The 13,422-nt window shown below is 50.2% G+C and carries 11 protein-coding genes and 1 tRNA gene; 10 read left to right on the top strand and 2 right to left on the bottom strand.

What is annotated here, in order from left to right; translation table 11 throughout:
- The first annotated feature begins 25 nt into the window (after positions 1 to 25).
- The 10 genes from dnaX (at position 26) to ACQ9LF_RS09020 (ending at position 9,844) form a co-directional block, all read left to right on the top strand.
- Positions 26 to 1,753, top strand: a complete 1,728-nt coding sequence (gene dnaX, locus ACQ9LF_RS09065; RefSeq protein ID WP_462489074.1) for a DNA polymerase III subunit gamma/tau — start codon at positions 26 to 28, stop codon at positions 1,751 to 1,753.
- Positions 1,750 to 2,352: a recombination mediator RecR gene (gene recR, locus ACQ9LF_RS09060; RefSeq protein WP_462489073.1), complete on the top strand. Its 603-nt coding sequence runs from the start codon at positions 1,750 to 1,752 to the stop codon at positions 2,350 to 2,352. Before dnaX ends, recR begins: the two co-directional genes overlap by 4 nt.
- Positions 2,353 to 2,557: 205 nt before the next feature.
- A complete protein-coding gene (rpoN, locus tag ACQ9LF_RS09055; protein ID WP_462489072.1) occupies positions 2,558 to 4,021 on the top strand; it encodes an RNA polymerase factor sigma-54 in 1,464 nt (487 codons plus the stop codon).
- Positions 4,022 to 4,135: 114 nt separating this feature from the next.
- On the top strand, positions 4,136 to 5,014 hold the full coding sequence (locus ACQ9LF_RS09050) for a UDP-2,3-diacylglucosamine diphosphatase (protein ID WP_462489071.1): 879 nt from the start codon (positions 4,136 to 4,138) through the stop codon (positions 5,012 to 5,014).
- A gap of 43 nt (positions 5,015 to 5,057) precedes the next feature.
- Positions 5,058 to 6,155, top strand: coding sequence for a magnesium/cobalt transporter CorA (gene corA, locus ACQ9LF_RS09045; RefSeq protein ID WP_462489070.1), 1,098 nt, complete (start codon positions 5,058 to 5,060; stop codon positions 6,153 to 6,155).
- Positions 6,156 to 6,183: 28 nt separating this feature from the next.
- Positions 6,184 to 6,798 carry a DUF2179 domain-containing protein gene (locus ACQ9LF_RS09040; RefSeq protein WP_462489069.1) on the top strand — a complete coding sequence of 205 codons (615 nt, stop codon included), beginning with the start codon at positions 6,184 to 6,186 and terminating at the stop codon, positions 6,796 to 6,798.
- A gap of 29 nt (positions 6,799 to 6,827) precedes the next feature.
- A complete protein-coding gene (locus ACQ9LF_RS09035) occupies positions 6,828 to 7,859 on the top strand; it encodes a DHH family phosphoesterase (protein WP_462489068.1) in 1,032 nt (343 codons plus the stop codon).
- A 100-nt stretch (positions 7,860 to 7,959) separates the two neighbouring features.
- The gene (locus ACQ9LF_RS09030; RefSeq protein WP_462489067.1) at positions 7,960 to 8,259 is read left to right on the top strand and encodes a Trp family transcriptional regulator; all 300 of its coding nucleotides are present in this window, start codon (positions 7,960 to 7,962) and stop codon (positions 8,257 to 8,259) included.
- Positions 8,256 to 9,644 (top strand): TrpB-like pyridoxal phosphate-dependent enzyme, encoded by a 1,389-nt coding sequence (locus ACQ9LF_RS09025; protein ID WP_462489066.1) that lies wholly within the window; start codon positions 8,256 to 8,258, stop codon positions 9,642 to 9,644. Before ACQ9LF_RS09030 ends, ACQ9LF_RS09025 begins: the two co-directional genes overlap by 4 nt.
- 117 nt (positions 9,645 to 9,761) lie before the next feature.
- Positions 9,762 to 9,844, top strand: a tRNA-Tyr gene (locus ACQ9LF_RS09020).
- A 48-nt stretch (positions 9,845 to 9,892) separates the two neighbouring features.
- On the opposite strand, the gene ACQ9LF_RS09015 is transcribed toward ACQ9LF_RS09020, so the two are convergent.
- Positions 9,893 to 11,845 (bottom strand): glycoside hydrolase family 97 protein, encoded by a 1,953-nt coding sequence (locus ACQ9LF_RS09015; RefSeq protein ID WP_462489065.1) that lies wholly within the window; start codon positions 11,843 to 11,845, stop codon positions 9,893 to 9,895.
- 120 nt (positions 11,846 to 11,965) lie between these two features.
- Positions 11,966 to 13,422 (bottom strand): hypothetical protein (locus tag ACQ9LF_RS09010; protein ID WP_462489064.1); only part of this gene is annotated, 1,457 nt, incomplete at its 5' end.

The following is a 13,422-nucleotide window of genomic DNA, read 5'->3' as shown; positions in this document are numbered from 1 at the left end:
ACCACTGCACTGGGCAGGATGAGCAATGTCATATACGGTTTTAGCCAGACGGTTTCGTTCACAAACATTTGACGATGTGGTCGGCCAGGATGCCGTTGCACAGACGCTCAAAAACGCCATCAAAACCAACAGGGTGGCGCATGCGTATCTGTTTTGCGGAACACGGGGCGTGGGGAAAACAACCATGGCTCGTATTCTGGCCAAGTCATTGAATTGCCTGAAAGCCACCGAGCCGACGACTGAGCCGTGTCTGACCTGTGACAGCTGCGTGGCGATCAATACCGGCGACGACATTGATGTGATTGAAATTGACGGTGCCAGTAACCGCGGGATTGATAATATCCGGGAGCTGCGGCAAAATGCCATTTACCGGCCCGCACGGGCACGATATAAAATCTATATCGTTGACGAAGTGCACATGCTGACGGCAGAGGCCTTTAATGCTCTGTTGAAGATTTTGGAAGAACCGCCGGCGCATGTCAAATTTATCTTTGCGACTACCGAACCCAATAAAGTGCTGCCGACAATTCAGTCGCGATGCCAGCGGTTTGATTTTTCGGCCATCAGCCCGGAGACTATCGGTAAACAGCTTGCAGAAATCCTTCACAAGGAAGGGATTGCATTTGAGCCGGATTTTTTGATGCAATTGTCACGGCTGGCCAACGGGTCCATGCGTGATGCCCTGAGTCTGCTGGACCAGCTTATCAGCTCGGGCATGCAGCCGCTGACACTGCCGATGCTGGAACAGCTACTGGGCAGACCGGGGGCGGAGCATCTCCATGCCCTGATTCAAAGCCTGGCCGCGGCGGACCCGGCGGCAGTGCTAAAAGCCATTGAGGCATTGTCGATGCAGGGACAGAGTGCCTCGCAGATTGCCGACGCAGCGGTGGAGTTATTCCGCGATATGATGGTCATTAAGGCGACGGGGGGGAATAGCCCTGTTTTACTACTGTCGGGGGTTTCGCCGGCAAAGCTGGCAGAGATTGGGGACAAGTTTGATCTTCCATGGCTGGTGTTCTCGATTACAGCGCTGGAGCGGCTCCGCTGGACGCTGCGTAACAGCGAGACAGCCCGGGCATTGCTGGAAGCGACGTTTTTGCGACTTGCGTTGAGCGAGCATTTCCTGGGGCTGGATGCAGTGTCTCAACAGCTTCGCGGCACTACGACACCGGCAACGACAGCGGCAGAGGTAAAAAAAAAATTTATAGCCCCACCTGCTAATCCTCGATCTTCCAATTCCAGGACGGCTGAAACGGCAGAACGCCCTCAGGCAGCAGCCGATACGCCCATATTTACCGGCACTATCGATTTGCAGTCTATTGTACAACAGTGGCCCCTGATTATTGAGCGGATACGGTCAAGCTATTTCCAGATTGGATCGTTCCTGTCACAAACCCAGCCAGGGGAATTTCGCAATGGGATTTTGACGATTCAATTCCATCATGACGGCAAAGGGCAGCTTGCTATTGATATGTGCCGCAAGAAAATCGATGTGATCGAGACCGTATTGAGAGAAACGCTGGGACAGACTGTGCATGTCAAATTGGAGCTGGGCCAATTACACACCGCCAAAGCAGCGACTCCCACGCCCCCCCCGGGGGCAAGGCTTAACCACAAGGAAGAGGAGCAGGTCATGTCTGATCCGGCAGTGCAGATGATTTTACAGGGTCTGTCGGCCAGGCCAATCAAGATTGAACGTCTGGAAGAACCGAATACCGAGCAGGAGGATTTGACAGAGGAAACCGACTTATGAACCCCGCATATACCAAAAGTCTGAATAATCTGATTGACCAGTTTGCCAAATTACCAGGTGTCGGCCCCAAGACGGCCGAACGTCTGGCTTTTCATATATTAAAGTCCGATTCGCCGGAGGCACTGGCCCTGGCGGAGGCGATTACGGATGTCAAAAAGAATATCCGCCAGTGCAAGACCTGTTTTAATCTGGCCGAATCGGATTCCTGTCCGATTTGTTCGGATTCACGGCGGGACAACTCGATTATTTGTGTAGTCGAACAGCCCAAAGATGTGATAAGTCTTGAAAAAACAGGGCTTTGCAAATGGGTCTATCATGTTCTCAACGGCCATATTGCACCCCTGGAGGGGATTGAACCGGCAGACCTGACAATTGACGCACTCATCAAGCGGATTCGCACGGGAACCGTCAAAGAAGTAGTGATGGCGACCAATCCCAACCTTGAGGGGGATGGTACAGCGTTGTATATTCAATCGCTATTATCGGGGATGAATATCAAGGTGACACGCCTGGCTCGCGGCCTGCCTACGGGATCAACCATTGAGTTTGCCAGTGGAAATATCCTGGCGGATGCCATTTTGGGACGAATTCCTCTTTAAAAATGGCACAGCGTTTGCTATAATTACACCAACGTGTTATGCCCAACGGGTATGATTATTCCGCGAGCAAAAGAAGCACGTGGTTGAAGCTGCTTTACTTGGCCGCAAGGAAACGTGAACTATCAAGCAGGATCAGTATGTCGTTCTTCGTAGAAGCAGATAAACCCTGCTAAAAGCGGGGAGTTATGAATGTGATACCTTGAGTATGAAACTGTCTTTGTCCAACCAGATGCGGATGGAACAGCGGATGAAGCTGGCTCCTCGAATGATTCAGTCGATGGAGGTGCTTCAACTGCCGCTGCTGGCGCTGCAGGAAAAAATCGAGGCTGAGCTCAATAGCAATCCGGTGCTGGAACTGGATGAAGAGACGCAGGTCCAGACAGAACCCGTGGAATCCAAGTCGGCGGAAGATGTTGAAGAGAAAGAACTGGTGGTCCGAGATGATTCCGACCGGATTGAAGATTTTCAGCGGCTGGACACGATTTCTGACTATTATGGCGACTATTTTGATGGGGGGGCTTATCGGCCCGTTAGAGACGACGGCCAGCCGGACAAGAAACTGGAAGCAATGCAAAATACTGCCGCTAATGAGGTCTCTCTGAATGATTCCCTCAAAGAGCAATGGCGGCTGGTGGATGCACCGGAAGGAGTCAAGGCCGCCGGTGAACTGATAATTGATTATATCGACGACAAAGGATATTTGTCGGTACGGCTGGAGCAGCTTCACAACAAGGATAAGTATCCCTTTGGTCTGGATGAGCTTTATCAGGCGTTGGCTTTAATACAAAAACTGGAACCGCCTGGAGTGGGGGCCCGGGATTTGCGCGAATGTCTGCTGATTCAAATGCGACAATTTCCCGAGGATATGTCATTTGAAATGGAGCTGGTACGAAATCACTGGCAGGATTTACTGGATAATCATTTGCCGCGAATTGCCAGGAAGATGAATGTCAGTCTGGAACGTATCGGCAAGGCCATCGAACGCATGAGCAAGCTGGATACCTCACCGGGTTTGTCCATCGGACGCAACGAGAATCACCCCATTACTGCCGATGTGATTGTCGAGCCGGACGGCAAGGGGGGCTACACTGTCAGCCTGATGGAGGCCAGACTGCAAAATTTGCGGGTCAACGGATTTTACCAAAAAATGGCCAAAGATCGCGGCATTGACGAAAACACCCGCCAGTTTCTGCAAAAAAATATTCGTTCCGCGCAGTGGTTTATGGATGCAATCGAACAACGCAAGCAGACCCTGCTGAAGGTTGCCCGGGCGATTGTGGAATTTCAAAAGGATTTTTTCGACAAAGGCAAGCTGTATTTGAAACCGCTGCCAATGGCCACTATCGCTGAAAAAGTGGGTGTACATATTGCGACGATTTCGCGTGCGGTCGCAGGCAAATACATGCAGTCGCCGCAGGGGATTTTACCGTTGCGGAGTTTCTTTACCGGCGGCACAGAAGATCCGCAGGGACGTGAACTGAGCTATGACGCTGTCAAGGCCAAACTGCAGGAAATCGTTGACAACGAGGACAAAGCCAATCCCCTCAGTGATGATGAATTGCGTCAGAAGCTGGCCGAAGCGGGAATGGGGAATATTGCCCGTCGCACGGTGGCCAAGTACCGCTCGATTTTGAATATTCCGACGGCTCGATTCCGAAAGAAGTATTAATTCAGACGGGTCGGATGAATATCGGCCAATATCAATATGGATTCAAACCGTCCGTCCAGTGAGATTCAGTTAGCCCGACAGGACTGCTCGGACGGTTTGGTAGGATGGTTTTTGATGAATGATTCAAGGACGATTTTTGTAGTCAGTGACCTGCACATGGGTGATGGCGGGCCGCGGGATAACTTTGCCTTTGATAATAAAGCGAGGGAGTTTTCACGCTTTCTGGACTTTGTGGGGCAGGCCGGGGGGGAGCTGTATATTCTTGGGGATCTGTTTGAATTCTGGCAGGCCAATATCAGCCGTGTACTCAAAGAACGCATGCCGTTTCTGGACCGGCTGGCAGAGATGAAAGCCGTGTATGTCGTGGGCAATCATGACGCAGACTTCGAGGAATTGATCGGAACCCGACTGCTGAATCACCCCTTTTTTGATCGGATGACCGGGCCTTTTATGCGGTTAATCGGGACTCGGCAATTCAAGTTTATGCATGGGCACGAACTGGATCCGTTTCATCGGGACGGAACCCCGGGCTGGGGACGAATCTTGTCCATTTTAGGCGGGATTATTGAGGATCGCAAAGGTTCGCCCCTGTTATCGGCCGGCGGGATGACAGAAAAAACACTGTTGCGGATCGGACGGGGGTTTATGTGGATTATGAATTTATCCGTCAATCAGTTTGAAAAAAGCCAGACGCGGCAGATGGCCCCGGATTTTGAGGCCTCACTGACCCCGACACAATATCCGGAAAAGGTCAAAGGAATTCTGGCTTTGTATCAGAAAGACCGGCTGCGTGAAGGGTATGATGTGCTGGTGACGGGCCATACCCATAAGGCCGGACGCAGTGGCGATTGGTATTACAACAGCGGCTGCTGGGTTGGGCTGCGGAATAATTATTTGCGGATTGACCCGGCGGGCGGGGTTTCTGTATGTGAGTGGAAAAACGGCCGGGAGATAATAACCGAAGGTACCGAAGTCCAGCCTGCCATAACATAATCGTGGCAACCTGACCGGCAAGGTGATCGAACAGGAATTAGCTATGTCCAAGAGGAAAAAGAAAATCATCCGTCCACTGCGTCTGATACGGGGCAATCTGCGAAAGGCGGGAATGCCGCCTGGAACGGTCTTTTATGCCGGTGAAACGCCTGCCGAACCGGTCCGTATCAGCCTGATGGAATATGATGCCAACCTCTTCAGGGAGCAGAGCTTTTCACGGATCGAAGAGGTGCTGGATTTCCAGGCCTCTCTGGGGACTTCGTGGATTAATATTGATGGCATTAGCGATGTGGGGCTTGTCGAAAAAATCGGCAAACGCTTCAATCTGCACCCTCTGGTTATGGAAGATATTGTTGTGCCGGGCCAGCGTCCCAAAATGGAGGATTATGAGGATACCCTGTTTATTGTGGTTCGGATGCTGCGGTACGATGCGGCTCGCAGTGAAATCCTGACCGAGCAGATTAGTATGATTTTGCGGCAGAATTGCCTGATTACATTTCAGGAAACAGTGGGGGATGTCTTCGATCAGATCCGCGACCGCCTGCGGAATAATAAAGGGCGTGCGAGGAAGATGAGTGCGGATTACCTGGCATATTGTCTGATTGATGCGATTGTCGATCAGTATTTTTCCATTCTGGACAGTTATGGTGAAAAGATTGAGAAGCTGGAGGAAGATTTGCTCAACCAGCCGGATCAGCAAATCCTGGGGCATATCCATGAATTCAAGCGTGAATTGACAATGCTTCGCAAATGCATCTGGCCGATGCGGGAATTGACCGCCGCCATGCAGCGGTCTGACAGCGAACTGATTCAGGATTCAACCAAGGTTTATCTTCGGGATGTCTATGACCATGCCATCCAGATTATCGATGCCATCGAAAGTCTTCGGGATGTGATCGCCAGCCTTTTGGAAGTGTATCTGTCCAGTCTGAACACACGGATGAACTCGGTGATGAAAATGCTGACGCTGATTGCCACAATTTTTATGCCGCTAAGCTTTCTGGCCAGTGTATATGGGATGAATTTCAAGCACATGCCCGAACTGGAGTCGTACTGGATGTATCCGGTTGGATTCTGGTCGCTGATTGCGGTAACAGTAGGAGCAATGCTGTATTATTTCAAACGTCAGGATTGGTTGTGAGTCGTCTCCTGCCAGCAAGGAAATAGCCATGATAGAAGGGTTAGCAATACCGACGGGACTGGCCGAAATTCAGGTTTTTTCGTGGATTGTCCTTCCAATTCTGATTTTTCTGGCCCGCATCTGTGATGTAACCATCGGAACGGTGCGTGTCATCTTTGTGACGCGCGGGTATAAATACCTGGCGGCCTGTGCAGGTTTTTTTGAAGTGCTCATCTGGATTGTGGCCATGGGACAGATTATGAAAAATCTGTCTAATCCGATTTGCTATGTGGCGTATGCGGCGGGGTTTGCGACGGGTAATTTTGTGGGGATTCTGATTGTCGAAAAACTGTCCATGGGATTTGTTGTGGTGCGTGTGGTATTCAACAAGGATATCAAGCCGCTGCTGGAAGCCGTCCGGCAGGCCGGATACGGTATTACCTGTTTCGACGGCCAGGGGGCGTATGGGCCGGTCAAGCAGATTTTTACTGTGGTGTCCCGACGGGAGGTCAATGATTTTCTGGCAATTATCAAAAATCATCATCCGGACGCTTTTTATGTCATCGAAGAAATCGACACGGTAAGCAGGGCCTACCCAACGGCCAAAAAAGCCCTGGCTGATGGTGCAAAAATGGGATTCAGACCGTTTCGAAAAGGCAAATAGGAGTTCGTCTCCGGAGGATTCAGTCAGCTATGATGGAAAAGAGTAAAGCCAAACTCAAACAACTGTACGAGGTCATCAATCATAATGCCACAATGCTGATTGTCATGCAGGATCATCCGGATCCGGATGCCATTGCTTCAGCGGTAGCACTGCGAAAAATTGCCAATCAGATCGCCAATATTCAATGTTCTATTGCGCATGGCGGCACCGTCGGCAGAGCGGAAAACCGGGCTCTGGTCAAGTATCTGAACCTGAATCTGCGACCAGCCGAGCAGATCGATTTCGCCTCGTTTGATCTGATTGCGATGGTGGATACCCAGCCCGGAACTGGCAATAACAGTCTGCCGTCAGGGGTGGAGCCGGACATTGTGATTGATCACCATCCCTGCCATCGGAATACCCGCCAGTGCCGTTTTACCGATATCCGCAGCCATTACGGAGCGACTTCGACAATTCTGGTGGAATACCTCTATGCCTCGGGTATTGAAATCGATGCCTCCCTTGCCACAGCACTGTTATATGGCATCCGTTCTGATACCCAGGACCTCGGACGAGACACCACGTGTGCCGATGTCAATGCCCTGATGGCTCTGTATCCGAAGGCCAATAAACGTATTCTCAGTCAGATTCAGCACGGTGCCGTGCAGCGGGAATACTACAAGTACCTGGCTGAATGCCTAAACAATGCCCGGGTATTCGGCAGGGCCGTGATCAGTTCGCTGGGGACGGTGATTAATCCCGATATGGTGGGCGAAATGGCCGATTTGCTGCTGCGTGACGAACAGATTGTCTGGGTGCTGTGTTATGGCTTTTATGAGGGCAAAATGCTGCTTTCACTGCGGACAGATGCTGAATCTCCCCCGGCCGCGAAAGTCATTCGCCATATCGTAGCCAGAAAGGGGGCCGGAGGAGGCCATGACAGTTACGCTGGCGGGCAGATTCCAGTGGAAAAACTCTCGAAGACCCAACTTGCAAAATGGATATCCCAAATCGAGAAATCGTTCTTGAAATCTGTTGAGCCATCTGCGGCCAATGCTCCCTGTCGAAAGTTAATTGAATAGGCGTACTGATATCGATAGTATGGGCAAAAACCGGATAAAAATAGTAAAAATTGAATAAAGACGACTTTACTTTTTTGTTAACTTGGAGTAGGATGTTTCTATGGTTAGAAACAAGGTGAAATCAGACATCAATGGCATAGACCAGCTTTGTGCGGTGTTATGCCAGATTCGGGATGTCAAGCAAATGGAGCTGTTTTTGACTGAAATCATGACCCTTGCAGAGTTGCACGATTTGACCCTGCGATGGGAACTAATGCGAAAGCTGAGTCAGGGCGTACCTCAGCGACAGATTGCTTCGGAAATGGGTATTAGTCTTTGTAAAATTACCCGTGGTGCCAAGGTTCTCAAAAATAAAGACTCTATAACTCGTAAATTCTTGGTTGGAAAGAAGACATTATGAATCGCAAAATCTTGCTTCAGGAACAGGACATCCCCCGTCAATGGTACAATATCGCCGCTGATTTGCCGACTCCGCTTCTGCCGCCTTTGACGCCCGACGGCAAGCCGGTTTCGCCGGAGATGCTGGCCCCGGTATTTCCCATGAATATCATCGAGCAGGAAGTCAGCACCCAGCGATGGATTGATATTCCCGAAGAAGTGCTTGATATTTTATATCGCTGGCGACCCTCGCCGCTGCGCCGTGCCGTATATTTGGAACGTTATCTTCAGACCCCTGCGAGAATTTATTATAAAGATGAAAGTGTCTCTCCTCCGGGCAGCCACAAACCCAATACCGCTGTGCCGCAGGCCTGGTATAATAAACAATTTGGCATTAAACGGCTCACGACGGAAACCGGAGCCGGACAATGGGGGTCGGCACTGGCATTTGCCTGTCAGCTGGTCGGGCTCGAGTGCAAGGTGTATATGGTGCGTATCAGCTTTGACCAGAAACCCTTCCGCAAGCTGATGATGCAGGTCTGGGGGGCCAATTGTGTTGCCAGCCCCAGCAATGAGACCAATGCCGGCAGAAAGATCCTCGCTGAATCTCCGGATACCCCGGGTAGCCTGGGGATTGCGATTTCTGAGGCCATTGAAGCCGCGGTGACGGATAAGACCGGCCAGACACGATATTCACTGGGCAGTGTGCTTAATCATGTGATTTTGCATCAAAGCATTATCGGACTGGAAGCCAAGGCTCAATTGAAAAGTATTGGGGAGAGGTTGCCGGATGTTGTTGTTGGCTGTGCTGGTGGGGGCAGCAACTTTGCTGGCATTGCGATGCCGTTTACACTCGACAAAATTAATGGAGCCCAAATCGACATTATCCCGGTTGAGCCGACAGCCTGCCCGAAGATGACGCGGGGCAAGTTTGCTTACGATTATGGCGATATCGCCTGTATGACTCCGCTGATGGCGATGCATACCCTGGGCCATGCCTTTGTCCCGGCCCCCATTCATGCCGGCGGGCTTCGCTACCATGGGATGGCCCCGCTGGTCTGCCAGTGCGTCGTGGAAGGGCTGCATACACCACAGTCGATTGATCAGATGGAATGCTATGATGCAGCAATGACATGGGCAAAAACGGAAGGCTTTATCTGTGCTCCTGAAACCAGCCATGCCATTGCCGGAGTGATTCGACAGGCCAAACAGGCCAAAGAAGAAGGCAAGGAAAAAGTCATTCTCTTTAGCTACAGCGGCCATGGCCTGATGGACCTGATGGGGTATGACGCCTATATGTCCGGCAAGCTAAAGCCTTATTATCTGCCGGAGGAAGAAATCATCAAGTCCGAAGCCTGCCTGGCTGGACATCCTCAGGCTCCGGTCCGTAAATCAGGGAAATGGTAAGCGAGATAGTAAGTCTTAAAATACTCCAAAAAAACGTAATTTTAGGCCCGGAATCAAAAAAAGGGTAATTTTTACTTGTTTTTTGGCTCCGGGCCGTTAAAATATTTTCTCTTGTTTGGGTAGATGCCCGAGTGGCTAAAGGGGATGGACTGTAAATCCATTGGCTAACGCCTACGGTGGTTCGAATCCACCTCTGCCCATTTCTACGGCTGTACTGTCTTTTTCATAACACCTTGTTGCTAAACAAGTTATTTTCTGATTATTCTCCCTGCAAAGCCGCCACCAGAGACCAGTTTGATTTCCAGTTTGTCCTGCCGGGTAATGGTTTTTGTGATTTTTTTATAGTCTTCGGCAAACCGGTCTGCATTGACGCCATCCTGAAAAAGGGTCAATTCAAACTGCCCCTCGGGCAGGAATGAGCAATCCACTGTACAGGTCATTGCTTTTTCACCATTCATGCCGCCGATATACCAGTCGCTGCCGTACTGACGGGCCATAACGGCATATTCAGCGATTTTGCCATCCAGGGCAATGGTATTGTGCCAGACGGTCGGGACGGCGGCGAGAAAGTCCATGCACTCCGGCTCCCGGAGATAGTTCGACGGGCTGTCGCAGAGCATCTGCAGGGGGCTGTCATACAGGACATACATGGCCAACTGACGGCAGCGTGTGCCGATGCTCATGGGGCGTTCATTGATGTATTTGAACTGGTCTTTGCCGGCATTACGCATTGCCCCCGGCGTGAAATCCATGGGGCCAGCCACCATGCGGGTAAACGGCAGGGTGATGGTATGCTGAATGGAGCAGGAATCGGACCATTTATTCCACTCGTTGCCGCGGACGCCTTCCTGGGTGATGTAGTTGGGATAAGTTCGTCGCAGGCCGGTGGGCTTGAATGCGCCGTGGAAATCAACGAGCATCTTATACTTGGCGGCTTCGGCCAGGATGCGTTCATAGTAGTTGACCATCCACTGGTCGTCACGCTGCATGAAATCGACTTTCAGACCGACGACACCCCACCTGGCGAATTGCTCGAGGGCGGGCTGCAATTGCCGGTCAAGAGCCACCCAGCTCATCCAGAGGATAACGCCGACATTTTTCTGCTTGCCGTAATTGACAATTTCCGGGATATTCATGCCGGGTTTGGTAGTCAACAGGTCGTCCTGCGGCGACCAGCCATCATCGATGATGATATATTCAGTGCCGTATTTGGAGGCAAAATCGATGTAGTATTTGTACGTTTCGGTGTTGATGCCGGATTTGAAATCAACTCCATAGATGTTATTGGCATTCCACCAGTCCCAGGCAACTTTGCCAGGCTTGATCCAGGAGGGATCCTTGAGCTTGCACGGTTCGGCCAGTTTATAAACCATCTGATTGGTCAGCAGGTCTTTGTCGGCGGCAGCAATAATGGCCGCTCGCCAGGGGAATGCACGAGTTCCTTCTGTTTTGGCCAGATAGTCGGCCCGGGTTTTGACTTTGACGTCCAGCGGCGAGGTGTTTTCGGTTTCCAGGGCGGCTTTGGGCAAAATCCCAGCAAGACTGCTTCCGGCAGTCCCCTGCAGATACAGACCGGGGTAGTCTCGCAGGTCAGATTCGACGATGGCCACTTTGGGACCGCCGGCAATATCGGCCACAACGGGCAGAGGAGCGAATTGTTTGTCGGTAATGGCTTCCAGCTTCATCGGCAGGTATTCCCGCTCAGAATGGCTGTAGAAGCTGTCTTCCAGGCCGAAATAAACCGTGGGATTGCCGTTCAAGGTGAATTTTACCTGTTCATCTATTACCTGGATTGTACCCGGCAGAGCGGTTGTAAAACGATAGGCGACACCGTCGTTATAGGCCCGGATAATCAGGCCAAACGAATCGAAATGAATGGTCAGTTCATTGTAAACATCCGGCACGATACTGAATTTTTCAGGGACAACCACCTGAATCTGTTCATCAACCGAGCGGGTGACGGTGTTTTTGATGGAGGCATCCGAACCCAGCTTACGACCGCCATCGAGGATCAAGCCAATAGGGCCGATTGTCAGCAGGTCCGATTGCTGGTACTGAACGGATAAGATAAGCTGTCGATCCGTTGAAACAGTAATCTGAATTTTCTGGTCAGGGCTTTGTATTGTGAGTGGGATCCCATCCGCATACAGAATCGAACCAGTGACGGCGATGACAGCCATAATCCACTCCTTTTTGCACATAATTTATCCTTTCCAATTCAAAATACCCTCTTGTACATTTGGTTGCATGGTATCCCTTTCGAGATAATCGTTACGGTTTCTTGAAGCATTCTTACAAAGCCAAGCCTATCCCAAACAGCATCAGCAAGAATTGACAATTTGATAGAAGTATGCGATTGCCGCCAAAAAGCAAAGGGGTTCTTCTTTGCAATACACCTGGACTTGTGGTGTTGTATCGGATTTAATATCTCGTATATACTTAATGCATTGATCGACATTGAAGTAGTCCTTGAAGAAGGGGTAAGACAACAGGATATTTTCTATCGTATCAGTGAATACAGCATCTTGCCGGATCAGCATCAGCTCGAAATTACAACCGGATGATGTATGATGCGGGAAAAGAGTGTTCCAGCCGGCAGCGAGCCTGCGTCTGAGACTATAGAATTTATAAAACCACTCCGGCCTGGATGACGGTCCTATTTTTCCGGATAGCGGAAGGTTTGTATTGGCATAAACGACCTTCTGGAGTCGGGGCAGTGCATGATAAATCATGTACTTATAAAACTGTTTTTGATATAGCCAGAGTGCCGGCAGTTTCAGGATTAAATCGTTGTAAGCATAATCCAAATGGGGGCGGATTTGCGACATATAGGGGTGAGAATGTGGGGTGTTCGAGAAAACCAATCCGGGATAGATCATGTTCCACGCAGAAATTTTATGTGCGGCTGTCGGACTTTTGATACTATCAAAAGAGTCCTGCATGAAATCCTGATATTCCTGCAGGTGAGTATAAAACATGTCTTTGGACAGAAAATACAAGAAGAGAGAGGGGTCGGTTATTTTTGTAAAAGAGTTTATGAATTCATTGACCCTTGACTCCAGCGTAGCGTGGATGGACGGCACATATGACCCAATAAGATTGTCTCCCGGCCCTCCCGCCATATATAGGTCATACCCTAATTCCGACGGCGGAAGAGACTTTAATGAGTAGTTCATGGGGATTAGCCCCCCGACCAAAAACGTTAAATCTCGGGCGGCAGAAGAAAATGCGCCTGGCAGCCATTCTTTTGTTAAATGACGGCGGTGAAGAATTTGAGCAATTTGGGATGCCACCTGAAAATCCATGAGAGGTTTGCCCAATGAAGAGTAAAACGTATAAAAAGAAAAATCAGCATCGTCCGGCAAAGATCCGGCAATAAGGCGACTGTCCAATCCGCCGCTCAAAGCCACCAATCCCTGTTTCATTAGATAAGCACGACGAACAGTGCCCTCACGGAATGCAGCATACACCTGATTACAGAATGTTTTCGGATTTAAATTGGTTTGGGGGGCATAATTGAGGTGCCAGTATCTGCGTTGATTCAATTGCCCAGAGGTTAGTTGAAGATGACTGGCAGGGAATAAGCGTTGAACACCAGTAATGTGTGTGGTTTCGCCCACGGGATGTCCGAAACAAAGTTGCTGCATTAAACCTAAGGGATTCAGTGTTACCTTGTAACGACAGAGGCGAAGTAATAAAATGATGTTCGAACAAAAAAATACCCCCTTGCTGGTTTTCAGATAAAACAGCGGACGACTTCCGAACCGATCATTAATGA

Source organism: Anaeroglomus insulsum (assembly GCF_050689095.1).
Classification (GTDB): Bacteria; Planctomycetota; Phycisphaerae; order Sedimentisphaerales; family Anaerohalosphaeraceae; genus Anaeroglomus; species Anaeroglomus insulsum.
This window is presented reverse-complemented; position numbering and strand designations above follow the sequence as displayed.

Bases quoted from the DNA above. Each gene is read 5' to 3' on its own strand.
- dnaX (WP_462489074.1), top strand. From the start codon at position 26: ATGTCATATACGGTTTTAGCCAGACGGTTTCGTTCACAAACATTTGAC.
- recR (WP_462489073.1), top strand. From the start codon at position 1,750: ATGAACCCCGCATATACCAAAAGTCTGAATAATCTGATTGACCAGTTT.
- rpoN (WP_462489072.1), top strand. From the start codon at position 2,558: ATGAAACTGTCTTTGTCCAACCAGATGCGGATGGAACAGCGGATGAAG.
- ACQ9LF_RS09050 (WP_462489071.1), top strand. From the start codon at position 4,136: ATGAATGATTCAAGGACGATTTTTGTAGTCAGTGACCTGCACATGGGT.
- corA (WP_462489070.1), top strand. From the start codon at position 5,058: ATGTCCAAGAGGAAAAAGAAAATCATCCGTCCACTGCGTCTGATACGG.
- ACQ9LF_RS09040 (WP_462489069.1), top strand. From the start codon at position 6,184: ATGATAGAAGGGTTAGCAATACCGACGGGACTGGCCGAAATTCAGGTT.
- ACQ9LF_RS09035 (WP_462489068.1), top strand. From the start codon at position 6,828: ATGATGGAAAAGAGTAAAGCCAAACTCAAACAACTGTACGAGGTCATC.
- ACQ9LF_RS09030 (WP_462489067.1), top strand. From the start codon at position 7,960: ATGGTTAGAAACAAGGTGAAATCAGACATCAATGGCATAGACCAGCTT.
- ACQ9LF_RS09025 (WP_462489066.1), top strand. From the start codon at position 8,256: ATGAATCGCAAAATCTTGCTTCAGGAACAGGACATCCCCCGTCAATGG.
- ACQ9LF_RS09015 (WP_462489065.1), bottom strand. From the start codon at position 11,845: ATGTGCAAAAAGGAGTGGATTATGGCTGTCATCGCCGTCACTGGTTCG.